The 18456-nt window shown below is 55.5% G+C and carries 14 protein-coding genes; 6 read left to right on the plus strand and 8 right to left on the minus strand.

What is annotated here, in order from left to right; genetic code table 11:
* Positions 1-238: 238 nt before the first annotated feature.
* From ftsH to KTE_RS06280, 3 genes are all read left to right on the plus strand, one after another.
* Entirely contained in the window at positions 239-2209 is a 1971-nt protein-coding gene (gene ftsH / locus KTE_RS06270; RefSeq protein ID WP_201379595.1) for an ATP-dependent zinc metalloprotease FtsH, read from the plus strand.
* 850 nt (positions 2210-3059) lie between these two features.
* Positions 3060-4271 carry a bifunctional glutamate N-acetyltransferase/amino-acid acetyltransferase ArgJ gene (gene argJ / locus KTE_RS06275; protein WP_201379597.1) on the plus strand — a complete coding sequence of 404 codons (1212 nt, stop codon included), beginning with the start codon at positions 3060-3062 and terminating at the stop codon, positions 4269-4271.
* 88 nt (positions 4272-4359) lie between these two features.
* Positions 4360-5589, plus strand: a complete 1230-nt coding sequence (locus tag KTE_RS06280) for an aspartate aminotransferase family protein (RefSeq protein ID WP_201379599.1) — start codon at positions 4360-4362, stop codon at positions 5587-5589.
* 75 nt (positions 5590-5664) lie between these two features.
* On the opposite strand, the gene KTE_RS06285 is transcribed toward KTE_RS06280, so the two are convergent.
* On the minus strand, positions 5665-6420 hold the full coding sequence (locus KTE_RS06285) for a DMT family transporter (RefSeq protein WP_236600304.1): 756 nt from the start codon (positions 6418-6420) through the stop codon (positions 5665-5667).
* Between KTE_RS06285 and KTE_RS06290 the strand changes: the two genes are divergently transcribed.
* The gene (locus tag KTE_RS06290) at positions 6407-7837 is read left to right on the plus strand and encodes an IS701 family transposase (protein WP_201379600.1); all 1431 of its coding nucleotides are present in this window, start codon (positions 6407-6409) and stop codon (positions 7835-7837) included. The genes KTE_RS06285 and KTE_RS06290 overlap by 14 nt on opposite strands.
* A gap of 43 nt (positions 7838-7880) precedes the next feature.
* Here the strand turns inward: KTE_RS06290 and KTE_RS06295 are convergent, their stop codons facing one another.
* From KTE_RS06295 to holB, 6 genes are all read right to left on the minus strand, one after another.
* Positions 7881-8234 (minus strand): DMT family transporter, encoded by a 354-nt coding sequence (locus KTE_RS06295; RefSeq protein WP_236600305.1) that lies wholly within the window; start codon positions 8232-8234, stop codon positions 7881-7883.
* 259 nt (positions 8235-8493) lie between these two features.
* Positions 8494-9831, minus strand: coding sequence for an alanine--tRNA ligase-related protein (locus KTE_RS06300; RefSeq protein ID WP_201379601.1), 1338 nt, complete (start codon positions 9829-9831; stop codon positions 8494-8496).
* A gap of 599 nt (positions 9832-10430) precedes the next feature.
* Complete coding sequence (locus KTE_RS06305; protein ID WP_201379602.1) at positions 10431-11360, minus strand: hypothetical protein; 930 nt, start codon at positions 11358-11360, stop codon at positions 10431-10433.
* Positions 11361-11505: 145 nt separating this feature from the next.
* Positions 11506-12516, minus strand: coding sequence for an NAD-dependent epimerase/dehydratase family protein (locus KTE_RS06310; protein ID WP_201379603.1), 1011 nt, complete (start codon positions 12514-12516; stop codon positions 11506-11508).
* A gap of 137 nt (positions 12517-12653) precedes the next feature.
* Positions 12654-13451, minus strand: coding sequence for an enoyl-CoA hydratase/isomerase family protein (locus KTE_RS06315; RefSeq protein WP_201379604.1), 798 nt, complete (start codon positions 13449-13451; stop codon positions 12654-12656).
* Between the two features lie 38 nt (positions 13452-13489).
* Positions 13490-14521: a DNA polymerase III subunit delta' gene (gene holB, locus KTE_RS06320; protein WP_201379605.1), complete on the minus strand. Its 1032-nt coding sequence runs from the start codon at positions 14519-14521 to the stop codon at positions 13490-13492.
* A 497-nt stretch (positions 14522-15018) separates the two neighbouring features.
* Between holB and KTE_RS06325 the strand changes: the two genes are divergently transcribed.
* Positions 15019-15804: an RNA polymerase sigma factor gene (locus KTE_RS06325; protein WP_201379607.1), complete on the plus strand. Its 786-nt coding sequence runs from the start codon at positions 15019-15021 to the stop codon at positions 15802-15804.
* Entirely contained in the window at positions 15801-17762 is a 1962-nt protein-coding gene (locus KTE_RS06330) for an anti-sigma factor (protein ID WP_201379609.1), read from the plus strand. Before KTE_RS06325 ends, KTE_RS06330 begins: the two co-directional genes overlap by 4 nt.
* A gap of 72 nt (positions 17763-17834) precedes the next feature.
* On the opposite strand, the gene KTE_RS06335 is transcribed toward KTE_RS06330, so the two are convergent.
* Positions 17835-18434 carry a DUF1003 domain-containing protein gene (locus tag KTE_RS06335; RefSeq protein ID WP_201379611.1) on the minus strand — a complete coding sequence of 200 codons (600 nt, stop codon included), beginning with the start codon at positions 18432-18434 and terminating at the stop codon, positions 17835-17837.
* Between the last annotated feature and the right edge of the window lie 22 nt (positions 18435-18456).

The following is an 18456-nucleotide window of genomic DNA, read 5'->3' on the forward strand; positions in this document are numbered from 1 at the left end:
TGTGGCGACCACCCGAGGCAAAAAAGAGGCGGCAAAGTATATCGAGCCAGAACTACTACCCAGAGTCACAGCCTTTATAAAAGATGTACTGCACGAGATCGATAACCGTGTGTGTTATAATAAAGCACACAAGAGACAATCATTATATATTCGGTAACATCATTTGCTTATCGATAGAAGTAGAGAGGTAGTTCGTTGATTGCTTATCTTCCGATACATACTAGAGAGAGGCGCCTGAATGCCAAGTAACAGGAGATGGCTCAGAACGGGTATTCTCTGGCTTCTGGCGATTATAGCGATTTTCCTCCTGGGCCTTATCATCCTTCGACCACAAACCGGAAGCAAAACGGTTAATGTCTCAACGATACTCCAACACGTCAAAGAAGACATCGCGAAAAATCAGACGGATACGCTGAGCGTCGATAGCAACACCCTCACGCTCATTCGTGGCACCCAACCAGATGCGCCAAGGGAGACGGCCAGTATTAATGAGAGCTTCGATGCCACTCGCGTACTCAAAGATAATGGCATTGACTATGTCAACAATCGCCTTTTACTCCTGCGCTATGAAACGCCGAGCCAGGTCTGGAACTGGCTGGGGAGCCTGGTAGGGCTGATCCCTTTCCTGATCCTCGCCGTCCTATTTTTTGTGCTCATTCGCCAGGCCCAGGGAAGCAATAACCAGACCATGTCATTTGGTAAAAGCCGGGCCAGGATGTTTATGGGCAATAAGCCCTCGGTCACCTTTACCGATGTCGCAGGCGTGGAGGAGGCCAAGCAAGAACTTCAAGAAATCGTAGAATTCCTCAAATATCCCGAGAAGTTCGCCGCCCTTGGCGCACGCATTCCCAAAGGCCTCTTACTGGTTGGCCCTCCAGGTACAGGCAAAACGCTCATCTCTCGCGCCGTCGCAGGAGAAGCAGGCGTCCCCTTTTTCAGTATTAGTGGATCAGAATTTGTAGAAATGTTTGTTGGTGTCGGCGCCAGCCGCGTGCGTGACCTCTTTGAGCAGGCCAAGCGCAATAGCCCCTGCATTGTTTTCGTCGATGAGATCGACGCCGTTGGTCGCCAGCGTGGCGCGGGCCTGGGTGGCTCTCACGATGAGCGCGAGCAGACGCTCAACCAGATCCTGGTCGAGATGGACGGCTTTGATAATAACACTAACGTGATCGTGATTGCCGCGACCAATCGCCCCGACGTGCTTGATCCCGCGCTCCTGCGCCCTGGACGCTTCGACCGCCAGATCGTGCTTGATCGCCCCGATATTCGCGGACGTATCGCGATCCTCCAGGTTCACGCCAAAGGTAAGCCCCTGGAGAACGACATCTCTCTGGAGACCCTCGCACGTCAGACGCCCGGCTTCTCTGGCGCCGACCTGGCCAATGTCCTCAATGAGGCCGCGATCCTGGCTGCGCGCCGCAATAGGCACCGCGTTGGCATGAGCGAGCTAGAGGAGGCCACCGACCGCGTCGTGGCGGGTCCAGCACGCAAGAGTCGTATTATTAGCGAACGCGAGAAAGCAATCACCGCCTATCACGAGGTTGGACATGCCCTCGTCGCGCGTATGCTGCCCAACTGCGACCCGGTCCATAAAGTCTCGATTGTGGCCCGCGGCCAGGCAGGCGGCTTCACGATGCTCCTCCCCACCGAGGACCGTTATCTCTGGAGCAAGCCCCAGTTTGAAGATATGCTGGCCTATGCTCTGGGTGGTCATGTCGCCGAGTTCCTTATCTTTGGCGCGGTCACAACCGGGGCCTCCAACGATATTGAGCGCGTTACTAAGATCGCCCGCTCCATGGTCACCGAGTATGGCATGAGTAATCGCATCGGCCCCATGGCGCTTGGACATAAAGACGAGCTTGTCTTCCTCGGGCGCGACTTTGGCGAGCAGCGCAACTATAGCGAGCAAACGGCACGCGAGGTCGATGAGGAGATTCATCGCATCATCCACGAGGCCTTTGGCAGAGCTCAAACCATCTTGCAACAAAACAAGACGCGCCTTATCATGATTAGTGAGCGCCTGATCAAGGAGGAGACTCTGGAGGGACCACTCTTCGAGTCACTCTTCAACCAGCCAATCAACGAAGGTCAGTATGATACCCCCTCCATTCTCGCAGGCATACCGGAGGAGCTACCTTCCACTCACCTGGAGATGCCGCTCATCACCCCTCGCCTCCCCCTCAACGGCGAGAAACCCGACATATATTAACAAACCTCTCATATAGTAGGTGGCTGGGGCTTATGCCCCCTAAGAGTAAATGGTCGTGTCTCACGCCACGACCATTTACTCTTGAGCGCCGCAGGCGCGAAAGCTGACGTTTGCAAAACACGGCACCCTACATACACGTTTTCCATTGACATTACATATCCCAGCCTGATATCATAAATTAGTAGGTTGTCAATAAAGACAACAAGCCTGTCCCGCGCTGAACGAAAAAAGTACAGAAGTAGCGGCCAACAGCGATCCGAAATAGAGTGGAAGTTCGGAACGGAGATGCACTTCTCGAACGCCTTCGCGAGCGGCTGACCGAAGAAAATTGCCTGTATCATGCCGGTAATGCGGCTCCGTTACAGGGAATAAGTAGGTTGGGTGGCTGGTTACCACGCAGCAGAGAACCAGAAAAAGTGGTCTTTCATCTTCGCTACAACGACGTAGGGCAGGAAGCTTCTCCATCGTAGCTTTTTGCCGCTTCGAAGCGAAAGACAAGTAGGGTGGCACCACGGGTGTGAAAAGGAGCCTTTCCTTTTACTCTCGTCCCTTCAACTGTTTACGGAAGGGGCAACAGAGGAAAGCCATTGGCTCTCAGTTCCTTCCAGGAAGTTAGTCCACATTTGAAGGAGTTTCACACGGTGGGAAACAACACACAGGCGCATTCTACCCAGACCACGACTGCACGCCAGGATTTATACACTGGCCCTCCGCGCATTTCTTGCTGTCGACACCTCCCAGGGACAACTATGCCCCTTTTTTCTGACAGCCTTGAATTCAGACCTGGCATGGAGCCCAAACAGCACCCATCTCAGGTCAACAATGTTCTTCAGTAGAAGGAGATGCTTTCGTGGCAGAACTATTTCATGAAATTGATCACTGCGTTACTGCTCCCCAGGGCTTCCGCGCCGGTACGACCGCTTGTGGTATCAAGTCTGACGCTGGCATTAAGGACCTTGCGATCCTTGTCTCAGATGTTCCCTGCACTGTTGCTGGTGTCTTTACGACCCACAGCCTGCGCGCAGCGCCCGTCTTGCTCTGCCAGGAGCGCTTACAAGACGGCCAGGGGCAGGCAGTTGTCGTCAACAGCGGCAATGCCAACTGCGCCACGGGCGAGCAAGGCTTACACAATGCCTATCGTATGACTGAACTTGCCGCGACCAAACTCGGACTCGCCCCAGAACTTATCTTCTGCTCCTCAACAGGCATCATTGGACGCCAATTGCCTATGGAGAAGCTTGAAGCAGGCATCCCACAGATCGAGTTGGGCCGCGAATACGGCGACGCCTTTGCCGAGGCGATCATGACCACCGATACTCGCCCTAAGCGCCTCGCGCTTGAGTTCGAGATCGAGGGCCAGGCCGTTCGCCTGGGTGGCGTCACCAAGGGAGCAGGCATGATTCGCCCCAATATGGCAACTATGCTGAGCTACCTGACTACCGACGTGGCGGTAGAACGCGCATGGCTGCAACAGGAGCTGCGAGACGCGGTCAACGATAGCTATAACATGGTCTCAGTGGACGGCGACATGTCGACCAACGATACGTGTTTGATCTTCGCCAACGGCCTGGCCGGCAATACCCCACTCAACGCGCAACATCCCGACGCGGAGACTTTCCGCCAGGCATTACGCTACATTACACGCTACCTGGCACGCGAGATGGCGCGTGATGGCGAGGGGGCGACCAAGCTGCAAACCATCCACGTACGCGGCGCACGTGATAAGGCTGACGCGGTCCTGGCGGCACGCTCCCTGACCAGGTCACCGCTCTGGCAGTGCGCGCTGGCGGGTGGCGATCCCAACTGGGGTCGTATTGCGGCTGCGGCTGGCTCCAGCGGCTGCGAGTTTAACCAGAATGCCTTTGATATCTTTATTGGCGAGACCCAGATCGCCGCTAAAGGCATGGCGATAGATTATGACCAGGACCAGGCACACGCGGCCATGGCCGGTGACGAGGTTCTGATTACCATCGACCTGCACCTGGGCAACGGCGAGGCCACAGCCTGGGGCTGCGACCTTACCCACGGCTATATTGACGAAAATTCTTTGTACACACGCTAACTACCTCTCGAAAACCTGAGCGCGCTAGCGCTAGCCGCGAGAGCGGTGTTGGTTTTCGCATAATGAGTAAGTCATAAGGAGAAAAGCTATGACAACGACGGAGTTGCAGAAACGAGATTGGGCCGCCCTCGAACAGAAATATTATCAGGGTACCTTCAAGCGCCTCCCTATTACGCTTGTACGTGGCCAGGGCGCACGTGTCTGGGACAGCGAGGGGAAAGAGTACATTGATTTTGTCGCTGGTATCGCCGTCAACATCCTGGGACACTGCCATCCAGCTATCATTCAAGCCGTACAAGAGCAGGTCACGCAGCTCGTTCACGTCTCTAACCTCTACTACAACGTACGCCAGATCGAACTGGCAGAACAACTCGCCGAGCTGAGCGGTGGCATGCGCTCCTTCTTCTCTAATAGCGGAGCCGAGGCCAACGAGGGCGCGATCAAGCTGGCGCGTAAGTATGGTCGCCTCCACCGCGATGGGGCCTTTGAGATCATCAGCATGGAGCGCAGCTTCCATGGTCGCACGCTGGCCACCACCGCCGCGACCGGCCAGGCAGCCTATCAGGCCTCCTGGGCTCCCCTGCCCGATGGTTTTAAGCAGGTACCCTTCAACGACCTGAACGCGGTCAAAGCGGCCACCAGCGCCAAGACGGTCGCGATCCTGGTTGAGGCCGTTCAAGGCGAGGGTGGTATCTGGCCCGCCAGCAAGGAGTTTCTCCAGGGACTGCGCCAGTGGTGCGACGAGCAGAACCTGGTCCTGATCTGCGATGAAGTGCAGGCCGGCGCGGGCCGCACCGGCAAATACTTCAGTTGGGAGCACTATGATATCAAGCCGGATATCGTTACCATGGCCAAGGGCCTGGCAGGTGGTGTTCCGATTGGTGGGATGCTTACCGGCCCCCGCACCGACGTCTTCGCCTATGGCGATCACGGGACAACCTTCGGCGGCAACCCCATCGCCTGTGCCGCAGGTGTCGCAACCATCAAGACCATCAAAGAGCAGAACCTGCTTGAGAACGCGACGAAGATGGGAGCTTATTGGGATAAGAAGTTCCAGGACCTCAGCGCGAAATATCCGCACATCATCGATAGCCCACGCGGCATCGGCCTGATGCGCGCCGTCAATGTCAAACATGATCTGGCAGGCGCGATTGCGGAGCGAGCGCTAGAGCACGGTCTGCTGCTCAACGCCCTGGGCGGCTCAACGCTACGCATGGTCCCCCCGTTGATCCTCACCGAGTCCGATCTCAACGAGGCACACGCGATCCTGGACCGCTCCCTGGAGGAGGTCTCCAAGCTTCCCGCGGCTCAACAGTAAAAACGCTTTAAGAGACCAGAAGAGAGAGCCCTGCCAGCGCAGGGCTCTCTCTTCTGGCGCTACAATGCGTGAGATTTAATTGGTTGGAGTAGACACCTCTTCGGAGACAAGAAGAAGCACCTGAGGCTGCACTTCTTTCGCAAGAGGTTCGGCAGGCTGTTCTGCTCGCACACGTACCTTCCCTTTCAGGTTAATCAGCAAGACACCCAAAATAACGACCAGGCCGCCACCCAGCGCGATAGGGGATGGCACCTCTCTCAACCAGAGCCAGGCAATGATGAGCGAAAACACGGGTGAGATATTGAGGAAACTTATGGCAGCTGAGGCACTCGTACGCGAGAGGGCAAAGGTCCACACGAGATTGGCGACAGCTGCGGGAAACAGGCCCAGAAACACAATAGCCAGCGTCGCCCCTAGAGGGGCATGCGGCAACTCCTGCCAGAGAGTGGGAAGGAAGATCAGCATAAAGAGTGTGCCACCCCAGAGGTTATACGTCGCCAGTTCCAACCCACTATATTTGCGTAGATAGCGCTTCTGAGCCACAAAATAAACGCTCTCAGAGAAGGATGCAAGCAGGATAAGCAAGGCACCTGGGGTAAAATGTAGCCCGCCATTTCCATTCAACGAAATCAAGGCCACGCCTGTAAAACTGATCAATAGACCAACCCACCCCCATACAGAGAAGCGCTCTCCCAGAAACAAAGTCGCCAGGATAACCGTGAAACAGGGGACAGTAGCAATTAGCGGTACTTTGTTGACGAGGATGGAAGGGGGAGTAGAATGAAAGGAGAAGAAGAGAGAAAGAGGAGAGAAGAAGATGACGAAACGCATCGAGGTCGCCGCAGCTCCAGGGCCACTGGAGGACTATGCGAGGCACTTTGACCCCATCTTTGGCAAGAGCAATCAGCGCGAAGGGTTCCGCCGCTATCTCGAGGGGCTCTTGCTGCCAAGCGAGCGGAACAAGACCCTCACAGGGCTGGTCAACACCGAGCCACTGGTGGGAGCGCACCAGCCACGAGCGCAAGCCTTACAATGGTTTCTCTCCGAGTCGGACTGGGATGAGCGCAAGGTGCAAGCCGAGCGGCTCACCATCTTGCGCGAGGACCCCAGCACAATGCCGACCAAGGACGGGGTCCTGGTCATCGATGAGACAGGGGATCGCAAGGATGGGCACAAAACGGCTCACGTGAGCCGCCAGTACCTGGCCAATGTGGGCAAGATTGACAATGGCGTGGTCTCCGTCAGCAGTCTGTGGGCCGACGAGCGCGTCTACTACCCGCTGGATGTCGAACCCTACACGCCGGCGCTCTATTTTGCCAAGGGGGAAAAAGATCCAGCCTTCCGCACCAAGCTCAAGATTGCCCTGCAACTCGTGCAACGAGCCGTGCAGCAGGCACTCCCTTTTCGAGCGGTGGTGGCCGATTCCTTCTATGGCGAGGATCGCGGCTTTCGAAGCGGTTTAGCCGATCTACAGGTCCCGTATGTGCTGGCCCTCAAGCCTTCCCACGCCTGGTGGCATCCAGAAGAAGAGGCCGGAACCTTGCAAGAGGTCGCCCACGAGGCTGGATGGAAGGGGAGTGAGCATCCGGGCAAGTGGGTGAATATCACCAGGACCTTCCGCGATGGGCATCAAGAGGACTGGTGGGCGGTGGAGATCGTGGCGGGGCCATTTGGCCCAGATCAGAAGGAACGGGCCCTGGTGGTGACGACCGACCCGCAGGAACTGCCTGACCTCACCACCTCGTACCTGGTCACGAACCTGCCTGCCTCGGCAACGTCCTCTGAAACGGAATCCTCATGGCCTGCAGCCACGGTGGAAGAAGTGATGAGGCTCTATGGGTTGCGCATGTGGATTGAACAGAGCTACAAACACGTCAAACACGCCCTGGGCTGGTCACAGTATCAGGTGAGAAGCGACACAGCGATCCGCCGGCATTGGCAATTAGTCTGTTGCGCGTTCTCCTTTTGCTGGTACCATCTCCGTCATCCGAGCATGTGCACGGCCCAAGCGCTCAGCCAGCCGCCTGAACCAGCAACCGCTGCCGCCACCAGTGCCTCGGCCGCAACAGCCGACGCGGGGGAAAAAAATCACCACGGCCCACGAGAGACGGCCGCAGGTGTCGTGGCCAGCAGCCCTTCGAGCCGTGCGGGGATGGCTCGAGCCCTGGATCATGCTCAGGCGCTATTGGAGCGGTTGGTCATCACTGCCCCCGCCTCCTGCCGTGCAACGCCTCTTTCAAGGGCTTGAGCGGGGGCAGGGCCTCGCTCTCTACAGTTCCGCTTAACCTTCGTCAACAAAGTACCGTTAGGAGGCCCGCGGTCCCTGCTGAAACGCTCGTCTCGCCATAAGTAAGGCCCAGCTGGTACACGGTAATACCGATAAACCCTAGCAGGATCATCGCCGGGATATCACGCCTATCAGGCATACGCATGCGCGTGACCAGCGCATACATAAGCAAAGCCCCTGAAGCGATCAAAAAACGTAATAAGATCAATGCCCCGGCGCTATACCCCGTCAAACCCGCGCGAATACCTGCGAAGGCCGAGGCCCAGAGCACAAGTGTCAGTGATAGCGCGACGAGAGAGGGCACATCCCGAGGCGAACGACGCTGCATAGTCTGAGAAGATGGATGTAGGCGCGACATAAATTTAATAAAACTCCTTCAAGAAACTGAACCTTTTTTTATATTATTGTATTCATCAGTATCTATCTACGCTAGAGATAACACACGCCTGGGTGCCAATTATTCTCTGCAGTAAAAGAGAGAGTACATGTCACCTCCAGCCCCTGGTAACATGCACTCCTCTATTACCTTGACGCACCACAATTGAACTTAAGATCATTCTGGTAGAGGCAATTGGCAAATTAGTCCGATGCAACATATAGTAAGCGATAGACAATAATCAGAAAGACTGGAAATGTGTCTTCACGCTTACGCGACTCACCTGGCTGTGCTGCTGGCGCGCCTGCTCGTAGCGCTGCCAATCGATGGAGAGTCCTCGCTCCACGAGGATCTCCGCCGCCAGGTCTGCCGGGAAGCCGCGCTCCGCGTGCAGCTGGAACAGAACCCGCCCATCGACATAGCCTTGCTCGTTCGCCTCGATGTGCTCCAGCAAGCTCAATCCCTGAGTGAGCACACGCGAAAACATGCGCTCTTCGTTGGTCACGACCTGCACCAGTCCTTGCACCTGAGAATGCTCCTGCGACGTGAGCAGTGAGCCATGCCCCGCCGCCAGGGGCGACAATAACTCGCCGAGGAAGGGCTGCTCCAGCCCCAGCACACGCCCCTGGCGCGCCGCGCGGCGAATAAGCCTGCGCACCACAGAACTACGCCCATCGCGCCCGGGCCGCACATCCACCAGGCCCGCCAGGAGCACCGCGCGCATGTGGTCAACGATCATTCGTCGCGTGCGCCTCACCTCGCCTTCTTGCTCGGGCGCCAACTCGCGTAAGCGCTCTAGCGCAGGCAGAAACACATCTGTGGAGAAGACAGACTCAGACCCCTGCAAAACCGTCGCTATACGTTCCAGGCCCATCCCGGTGTCGATATTCCTCTGGGGCAGCGTGGTAAGTGAGCCATCCGCGTAACGCTCATACTGCATAAAGACCAGGTTCCAGACCTCCATAAAACGCTCACAATCACATCCAGGACGGCAGGTCACGCGCCCACACCCCAGTTCCACGCCACGATCCACGAAGATCTCCGAGCTGGGACCACAGGGGCCAGGACCATCACCCATGGTCCAGAGATTATCCTCACTCCCCAGGGGCACAATCCGCTCATTGGGCATGCCCACGCGCAACCACTCGTTGATCGCCTCATCGTCGCCGGGCAACCCCAGAGATTCGTCGCCCGCATAGACGGTTACCCAGAGCCGCTCTCGCTCTACCTCCAAATGCTGTAACAAGACCTCCAACGCCATCTCTATCGCCTCACGCTTCCAGTACTCTCCTATCGACCAGTTGCCAAGCATCAGAAACGCGCTCATCTTACGGTCATTACTGCCTACTGCCTCGACATCATCGGTCCGCAGACAGCGCTGCACTGAGCTAAGGCGCGGCGAGAGAGGCAAGGTTTCCGCTCGCAGATAGGGGAGCAGCGGCTGCATACCCGCGATAATAAAGGACGTGCTGTTACCAGGCACCGCGAGGGGAGTGGAAGGCAACTCATAATGCCCATGCCCACGAAAGTAACCCAGGTAGCGCTCAACGATCTGAGAAGAACTAAGCACTGTCGTCATGATGTATCCATCTCCTTTTGTATTTACGTATTAGTATTTATGGCTCGCGAATACAGGATCGATTGCTCTCAAATGGAAGCGTTTTAGCTCGGAGATGATGTTTTCGCGCATACAAAAAGCCCGCCCCAAGCATAAACGCTCAGGACGGGCTGTTCTATCTATTGCTAAGCTTTAGCAAGCCCGTGGTACCACCTGAATTGAAAACCTCCGCCAGGCCAACAAAGCCAGGCAGAGCTTCTCCACTCTACAGGCACGGAAGCAAACCACCTTTGCAAGAATCAAGCACGCAGGCTGGCTCTTCGATGCCTTGCCCCATGGTAACGGAGGGCGACCGGCTAGAATTACTTACCCATTACAACCGTTCTTGCTGAACGCTTTCACGGGTGTTTGTTCCGCATCGTGGCTCATTTGAGAGCCTGAGGGGGGCCTACCAGGTCCATCCAAAGCGACGGGCTTGCACTCTCCCCATCTCGCTGGTCTTTTTGGCTGTCCGCTGATTTCGTCCCTCGCGACGATTTCTGTATCACAGCAAACTCTATGTTATATGTAAAGTATACGGACGGCACTGAAGAAAGTCAAGCTTTGCAAAAATTTTGTGCTTAACGTGGGGTCAGAAGATAGCCTACTACCTCGTAGCCGCGCCCCAGACGCTCGTTCTCGGGAAGGTCGGTAATCCATTCCCAATGCCGCTCCTCCAGAACTGTAAACTGCTCCTGGACAAGGTCAAAGAAATTACGCGGGACAAGGGGAATATCTCTGCGATGGCTGGCATCGTGATCAGTTCCGTAGACATTAAAGGCGAAGCCACGCACATCACTCAGCAGCAATATCAGGCCATCCTGGTCCAGCAGGGAGCGAAGCAGATGCAAGTGTGCGTTGATGACACGCAGGCGAAAGGCTTGCGCGGCCTCCTGGTAGCGTCGATGGCGCTCCTGCTCACCAAGTAGCTCGGGGGCTGCGGCTTGAATCGCGTCCAACAGATCAAGAATGGGATAACTAAATAGCTGCGACATGACCAGTGAACTTACGACGAGGCCATATTGCGCGCTGCCCAGGTCATCAATCACAGGTGGGTCAGGCACGAGGCATTCCTCCAGGCACTGGGCCGCGGCGTCAAAGACCGCACTACTCCCCTGCTTAGATAGCTCGTCCCAACGCCTGCGACGTGTGTGGCGCAGCAACTGGCCACTCACCTGTCCGCTCAGATCGCACTCAACCAGGCGCATCCTGCGGCGCTGGCCTGGGCTCTTCAGTTGTTCATCGCAGGCGCGCCGCATCCCCGCCAGATCAAGGTCAGCCAGCACGAGTTCATCGGCGCCCCGGCATAATGATACCAGGGGCACCTCAGTACAACCGCCCGCACCCAACACAGCGATGCTGGCAGATGTACTGGCAGAGCGCCGATGCAACGCGAGCTGATACATGGCCTCGCACTGCTCTAGATGCTGCGCTGCATGGGTACGCAACCATTCACGTCGTTCAGGGCCTTGCGTTTGTGCATTGCTATAAGAAAGATTCTCTATCCGCACTATTGTCCCTCTACCTCTCCACTCGAAATGATGGTCGAATTCTATCATCATCTCAAGTGGAGAGCAAACACACGCCTTCTATCATCCTCCCCAGAGTGGTGTGCCTCGGATACTAGCCGCTTATCCCAGGCAGCGAGAAAAAAGCCTATTCAACCGCCTGGGCCTTCACATGCTCATGCCAGGCGGAGAGTACCTCTCGCTCGCGCTCTGGGGAGAGCGTTTTGCCCAGCGTCCCTTCGCGCTGCTGGCCATGAATCCAGGCCAGAGTATCGCGCGCGGTCTCCTCCAGGGAGCGGAAGGTCATCCCAGCAGCGACGGCTTTGGCGTTCTTCACAGTACAGAAGGCGTCACCTTCCTCGCCTGGTATCCAGAGCGGGAGTTGCATCCAGGGCTGGATCTCCTGTTTCTCCAGAAAATCTTCCGCGACCCAGGTAAAATGCGCCTCGTTATTCAACGCGACCCGACAACGCTCCAGCACCTCGCCCAGAGGCTGTGGCTCTTGTGGGCCAGTCGCGTTGAAGGCACCCGTCTGCCTGGTTTCAGACATGCGCACCATCCACTCCGCCAGGTCGCGCACATCAATCCATTGCAAGGGCATATCTCGGTGGTCTGGTGCCAGGACCTCGCCCCCCTGAGCCAGGCGATAGGGCCAGTAGGTAAAGCGATTGGAGGCATCCCAGGGACCCACAATCAAGCCGGGGCGCACCAGCAAGGTCTTGCCAGGAAAGGCCTGCTCAACCTCCTGCTCGCACAGGGCCTTGAGCGGGCCATAGGTCTCACCCGTGACCTCTTCAATGCCTGGATCTTCTAAGGTCGCCAGTGGATACAGCTCATCGATGCCCTTCTCTTTAAAGTCGCCATACACGTTAATACTGGCGACAAAAGTATAGTGCTCAACCGAGCCAGCCAGCGCCTGCGCGGAGGCGCGTACGATGCGTGGTATATAGCCGCAGGTATCAATAACCGCGTCCCACTTGCGACCTGCAAGCAAGTGCAGATCATGCTCGCGGTCCCCTAAGATCTCCTCCGCCTGGGAAAAGAGGCCTGGCCGTGTCTTGCCTCGGTGAAAAATAGTAACCTCGTGCCCACGTGCCAGGGCAGACTCAACAATATGCCGCCCCAGAAAAGCGGTCCCCCCTAATAGCAAAAGCTTCATCCGATTCGCTCCTTCATTATTTCAGTAACGTCCTTGCCATTTAGCATAACCCGCCCAGAAGCTCACTGAACAGGGCAAAAATATGCTGGTAGCATAGGTCGTTCATCAATCTATGCTACCAGCATATTTTTTAAAGCCTATTTCCCCTGATATTTAGGGGCGCGTTTCTCAAAGAAGGCGCGAATGGCTTCTCTGTGATCTTCCGTGGTGATCGCGCGACCTTGCAGTTCGCCCTCCAGTTTGAGGGACGAAGCCAGGTCGCTATCCAGGCCCTGGTACATAAGCTGCTTGATCAGGCCATAGGCACGCGTGGGGCCATGCGCCAGGCGTTGCGCGACCTGCAAAGTTGCCTGTTCCAGCTCGGCGGCGGGTACGCACTTGTTCACCAGGCCCAGGCGCTCGGCCTCTGGTCCGCTCACCTCATCCGCCAGCATTGCCATCTCCAGGGCCTTGCCAATACCTACCAGGCGTGGCAGAAAGTAGCCACCGCCCCCATCAGGCACCAGGCCGATACGAGCAAATGCCTGGATGAAACGCGCGTTATCGGCGGCGATACGCAGGTCACAGGCCAGCGCAATATTGCACGAGATACCGGCGGCAACCCCATGTACCGAGGCAATGGTCGGCTTCGCCATCTCCTGCAAGGTGCGAATCAACTGGTGATACTTGCCCAGATGCTTGCTAACCTCCAACGGCTCCTCGCTGCCATTGGCCGAAGAGAACTCGCTCAGGTCCTGACCCGAGCCAAAACCACGTCCGGCTCCCTTCAGGATCACACAGCGAACATCCCCATCTTGCGCGGCGTCGGCGACAGCCTCGTTTAGCTCAGCGAGCATGCGCTCATTGAAGGCATTCAATACTGCGGGACGATTCATCGTAATGGTTGAAATATGCTCTGAGGTTTGCGTTACCAGGTGCTGGAAATCACTTCGCATGCATACACTCCTCATCATTGATGATGTGTGAAATCTGACTATCCCTTAATTGTAGGCATATCAAGCATTAAAACTTCAAGGGCCATGCGCGTATTCACATTCTGCTCAAGCGCTTCCAGGGTCTTCAGGATCGAGCGCACCATCTGTTGCGCCTGGTTGGGGAGAATTTTGCTGGCCTGCGTCTTGAGCAGGTCGCGCATATCGACATTGACGGTCAGATCGAGGCAATTATTGCTTGCCAACACCAGGTCACGCCACCAGAGCAGGAAGAGTTCAAGCATCTCACGAGCGCGTTCGCTATCACTGGCCAGGCGTTGCACGAAGTCAAAGCGCTGCACCCTGTTCAGTGTAGGAAGTTTGGCCAGCCCCTCTAATTGGGCCTTGCGCTCCTCCATCATCTCTTCATCCTCAATAGCCTGCACAGCCCAACCCATACGCCCGGCGGCCAGGGCGGCTACCAGGTCGGCCTCCTTAGGATCGGCTTCCCAGTCATCCACAAGTGCCTGGCGGATCTTCGTTGTGGTCAGAAGCTGCATGGGCAACTGCTGCACACGCGAGATAATAGTGGGCAATAGTAGACCCGGTTCCGGCACGGTCAGGAGAAGTACCACATCTGGCTCTGGCTCCTCCAGTGTCTTGAGCAAACAATTCGCCGCCTGCACATTCATCTGGTGGGCATCTGGTATGAGGAAGACGTTTCGTCGCCCCTCCAGCGTGCGCCGCGACGAGTCGTTCTGCAAAGCACGAATCTGCTCGATAACGATAAATTGCTTATCGGGAGCTTTGGTCACAATGTGCACGTCTGGATGATTGCCATGCAGTACCTTGCGGCACGCCAGGCAGGTATTACAGGGGTTGAGCGGAGACACACGAGGGTCTGGGCCACCCGTACAGAGCAAGGTCTGCGCAAAGCGATGAGCCAGGAGCGACTTACCAATACGTGGGGGACCGGAGAAGAGGTAGGCATGACGAACCTGCTGCGACGCCAGCATGCGGCGCAAGATATCGATACTGTGTTCGTGGCCGATAATATTCCAGCCTTGTTGCGACTGTCCTTGCTCAGTTATCATGCTCCCATGGTACCAAAAAGCACGCCACTACGCAAGATAATAGGTGTGTCAGGTGGCGGGTGGGCGAAGCCCACCCGCCACCTGACACACGTTACCCGAAGTGCCGCAGGCACGAAAGCAGATACTAAACCTGCTCAAGTTGTGACCTGGGTACCACAGGAGAGGGCTTTGAAGGTTTGTATGCTATACTAAATCTCATGGGTAACGCAAAACAAGGACCAGGGCGATACAAACAGATTCCAACTCCTCGTTTACAACCAATCCGCCAGGCCTGGCGTATAAGTGTATAGGGTAGCGGTTTGTCAGCTTCGCGGTTTCCTGTGTACCAGATCACAGCGTTTTCTAGACAGCATATGCTATGCTACTTTATATATGCAAAAACTTCACAGACACACAACACAATCAGATTTAAAACTTCTGCAAAACTGATAAGGTCGATGTAACCAATGGATCTCCCTATCCGTTTGTACAATACAAATAGCAGTCTGCGTTCTTCTATGGAAGAGGAACGCCGAGGCTCTCCTGGAGGATCCACATCAGCCAGTCAGGATGAGGTAGAGCAACAGGCCCTCGAAACACAAGAAGTTCGCCCACAGGCACCTGAACCTGAACCTGCTGACGAAGAACAGCAGTCACAGGCACAAGCAAGCGAGCATGTGAGCGTAGAGGACTTCGAGGATATCTTTCAACGATATCAAGGGCCTATTACGAACTATATCTACCACCTCATTGGCAACCGGGAGCAAGCCTACGACCTGGCACAAGACGTTTTCGTCAAGGCATACAGGGCACTATTAGGAGGCACACAAGTACAGCCAGGGGCACTTTCTGCCTGGCTATACCGTATCGCGTCAAATACGACCACTGATACCCTGCGCAGGCGCCGCCTGATTTCCTGGCTTCCACTGTCGCTCTTTAATGAAGATCGCGGCATTGGCGCTGGCGTTGTCTCAGACAACGGGAACTCGGGTGGAGAGAACTACGCGGGCGATGAGCAGGTACATGAGGCGCGGGCAACAGCGGTCAGTACTGCCTATGAGCGCAATGGCTACGATGGCGGTAAGTTCGAAAATCGCGTTGCTGATCGCGAGCTTGTGGAGCGCGTATTCAATCAACTGCCTCCTAAATACTCTTCTTGCCTCTGGCTATACGAGAACGACGGCCTATCTTGTGCAGAGATTGCTGAAGTGCTCAATATCAGTGCATCTGCGGTTAAGATGCGCCTGATGCGAGCGCGGGAACGGTTTATCGCATTGTACAAAAAAGAGGTCGGTGAAGATTGAACTGCAATAGAGCGCGAGAACTCCTCGCTAATTATCGAGACATACAAAAGGAGCGGGCGGCAATCCTCCCAGAGCTAGATGCTCACCTGGAGGCTTGCTCTGCCTGTCGCCAGATTCAGCAACAGAGCGACTTTATCGGTGCAAGTGTTCGCTCGCTACCTACATTGTCCTCAGCGCCGGAGGCACATGCTAAACTCATGCGCGCGCTCGCCGCTGAGCATACGCGCTACATTCAGCGTGCAACATCTTCAGAACTCTCAACGCCGACACCTGCTTTCCTCAAACCCTATCTCAAAGATATCGTCGCCGAGGAAAAACACCTGGAGCCTCTTACCACCTTTTCGTCAGCAGAAACCGGTCCCCTTCCTATTATTCCGATTACACGCAAGCGCCCACGCCTGGCACGTATGGGACCTACCACAATTGTCGGGATAGCCGCCGCCGTGCTGATGTTGATCATGGCGGGTGGTATTTCATCCCTGGTGCTCATGGCGCAAATGAATAATGGAAAACCTGCTATCGGGGGCGAGCAAGCCAACGTGACCAGAGGCGCATCTCTCTCGGTTGCCAATATTGCGGTACAGACGTCCTACCCGCATGTCGTCAGCGCGCTCGCGGACCGCAATACCATGTACTTCAGTGCCTATCAAGATGGCAGCGACCCTGCCTGGATGCTTGAACAGGTCCATCTCAATACCAACAACGATCCATCTATCACACCGATACCGCTGCTGGATAAACCAACAACGAGTAACGTCTATCTGCTTGAGAACGTCCAGAACTGGCTCATCTGGTTACAACTGGATAAACCTAAAACCACCACGGGCAAGCCTCTAGATACGCAGAATAGCTCGCTCACACGCACCTGGAGCCTCGACGCTCTCTACGTGGGTTCAGGAGATACGAAAGCGAACAAGAACGATCTTCCAGGTGCAAAGAACGAGGCAAGCGCCAATCAGCCCATTACCCTACTCAAAGGGCTGTATGACCAGAACACGGTTCCGGCATGGGTAAACTCACCCCTTCAGGGAACGAGCACCTATCAGAATAACCTGCTGGTTTCCTGGCTTGATAACCAGGGCACCTCCCATCTAACTCGCTACCAGCTCGATGCTCAGCAGGCACCAAAATCCGAGGAGCTGGCCCATGTAAATGCGGGTCATGTCCTGGCTTCTCCTACCGCAAGCAGCGATGGCAGAAGCATCTACTGGGGAGAAGAGTGGGCCACGAACGATAATATCCTGCATGGCAATATCTGGCAGAGCCAGGAAGAGGAGGCCGCGCCAGAGCATGGTCGCTGGGCGCCGCATATCGAGACGGTACGTTCGCTGTTTAAAAACGATGAAGCCTCCTTCCATCCACATGTGGTGGGCGACACGCTCTTTATGCTGAGCACGCTCCCCCTGGATGCCTCAAATCAGACAAACAAGCCGTCACCCATTATTACGACAGACTCACAGACGCCAGTGGCCTCGCTTACGCCTTCCGCGGCGAAAAGCACCCCTGTGCTCACGCCTTCCGTGACAACAGGCCAAGGCGAAACACCCATCACGCAACCAACCCAGGCGCCCCTGATCGCAAAGAGCGATCCCAACGCCTATCCATTGCAGGCCGATGCCATGATCCAGGGAACCCTCTTCGGCTATCAGCTCAGTGATACCACGCTGGCGCCGCAACAATTTGGCGATGAAGGCCAATCCATGGCCCTCCAGGGCGGCAACCGCTTCCTACTCTGGCAGAACAAGAACAAGAGCATTAATATGTTCGATGTTCTGACTAACAACCAGGTGGGAGTAGGGACCCAGATTCCAGCCAACACGCTCTTCCTCTCTATCCATGGAGATACCGCTGTGTGGCTGATTCCTCCCGACACCAATGCGAACACGACTCAGCCAGCCAATACGGTCACCTTTAAGACCTTTAACTGGCCCACGAAGATCGTCTCCCCCAACAACTAGACACCTTAATGCACCAGGAAAGGCGAGAGGGAATTTCCTCTCGCCTTTCTTCTTTAAGTTCCTTACTCCCTCTTAACTTTCCGCGTCTGGCGTGATATTCTTCATGGCTTCCTGCGCCAGCTGGGGGTCAACTTTGCTCAGATAACTCAGCATTTGCTGATGCTGGATTTCTAAACGCTTGTTCTGGTCCTCCAAGCTCTGTACAACCTGGAGGATTAAGTTGTCCTGGTGATCCAGGTGCTCCATAATATGCCTGATCTCCTCCTCGCCTTTGCTATCAGTAATGTAGTCATTCTGGGCAGTAAGCCTATCCTTTTCAGCCTGCCGATTTTGCGAGATCATAATAAATGGCGCGGCGAATGCTGCTTGAAATGAGAGCGCCAGATTTAACAGAATGAATGGATAAGGATCAAAGCGGCCGAAATATGCTTGCACACTATTAAAGAGAATCCAGGCCAGAAGAAGAAGACTCTGAATAATAATAAAACGCCAGCTACCCATGTTGGACGCAACAGTGTCAGCCACTTTTTGTCCAACAGTCAAATGTTGATCGGCTGCCTCATTCACATTGACAACAGGCCCATGCTGCTTATGGTCGAAACGCGGAAACCTCAACTGTCCCAGGCTCTTGTGGTGAGCTTCTTTTTCATTTACAGCGGGTGTGATGCTCATCAGGAAACTCCTTTTTCATTTT

Source organism: Ktedonobacter sp. SOSP1-85 (genome assembly GCF_016587415.1).
GTDB lineage: Bacteria > Chloroflexota > Ktedonobacteria > Ktedonobacterales > Ktedonobacteraceae > Ktedonobacter.

Excerpts from the sequence above, each read along its gene's own strand:
- ftsH (WP_201379595.1), top strand. The coding sequence starts at position 239 with ATGCCAAGTAACAGGAGATGGCTCAGAACGGGTATTCTCTGGCTTCTG.
- KTE_RS06280 (WP_201379599.1), top strand. The coding sequence starts at position 4,360 with ATGACAACGACGGAGTTGCAGAAACGAGATTGGGCCGCCCTCGAACAG.
- KTE_RS06290 (WP_201379600.1), top strand. The coding sequence starts at position 6,407 with ATGACGAAACGCATCGAGGTCGCCGCAGCTCCAGGGCCACTGGAGGAC.
- KTE_RS06285 (WP_236600304.1), bottom strand. The coding sequence starts at position 6,420 with ATGCGTTTCGTCATCTTCTTCTCTCCTCTTTCTCTCTTCTTCTCCTTT.
- KTE_RS06295 (WP_236600305.1), bottom strand. The coding sequence starts at position 8,234 with ATGTCGCGCCTACATCCATCTTCTCAGACTATGCAGCGTCGTTCGCCT.
- KTE_RS06300 (WP_201379601.1), bottom strand. The coding sequence starts at position 9,831 with ATGACGACAGTGCTTAGTTCTTCTCAGATCGTTGAGCGCTACCTGGGT.
- KTE_RS06310 (WP_201379603.1), bottom strand. The coding sequence starts at position 12,516 with ATGAAGCTTTTGCTATTAGGGGGGACCGCTTTTCTGGGGCGGCATATT.
- KTE_RS06315 (WP_201379604.1), bottom strand. The coding sequence starts at position 13,451 with ATGCGAAGTGATTTCCAGCACCTGGTAACGCAAACCTCAGAGCATATT.
- holB (WP_201379605.1), bottom strand. The coding sequence starts at position 14,521 with ATGATAACTGAGCAAGGACAGTCGCAACAAGGCTGGAATATTATCGGC.
- KTE_RS06325 (WP_201379607.1), top strand. The coding sequence starts at position 15,019 with ATGGAAGAGGAACGCCGAGGCTCTCCTGGAGGATCCACATCAGCCAGT.
- KTE_RS06335 (WP_201379611.1), bottom strand. The coding sequence starts at position 18,434 with ATGAGCATCACACCCGCTGTAAATGAAAAAGAAGCTCACCACAAGAGC.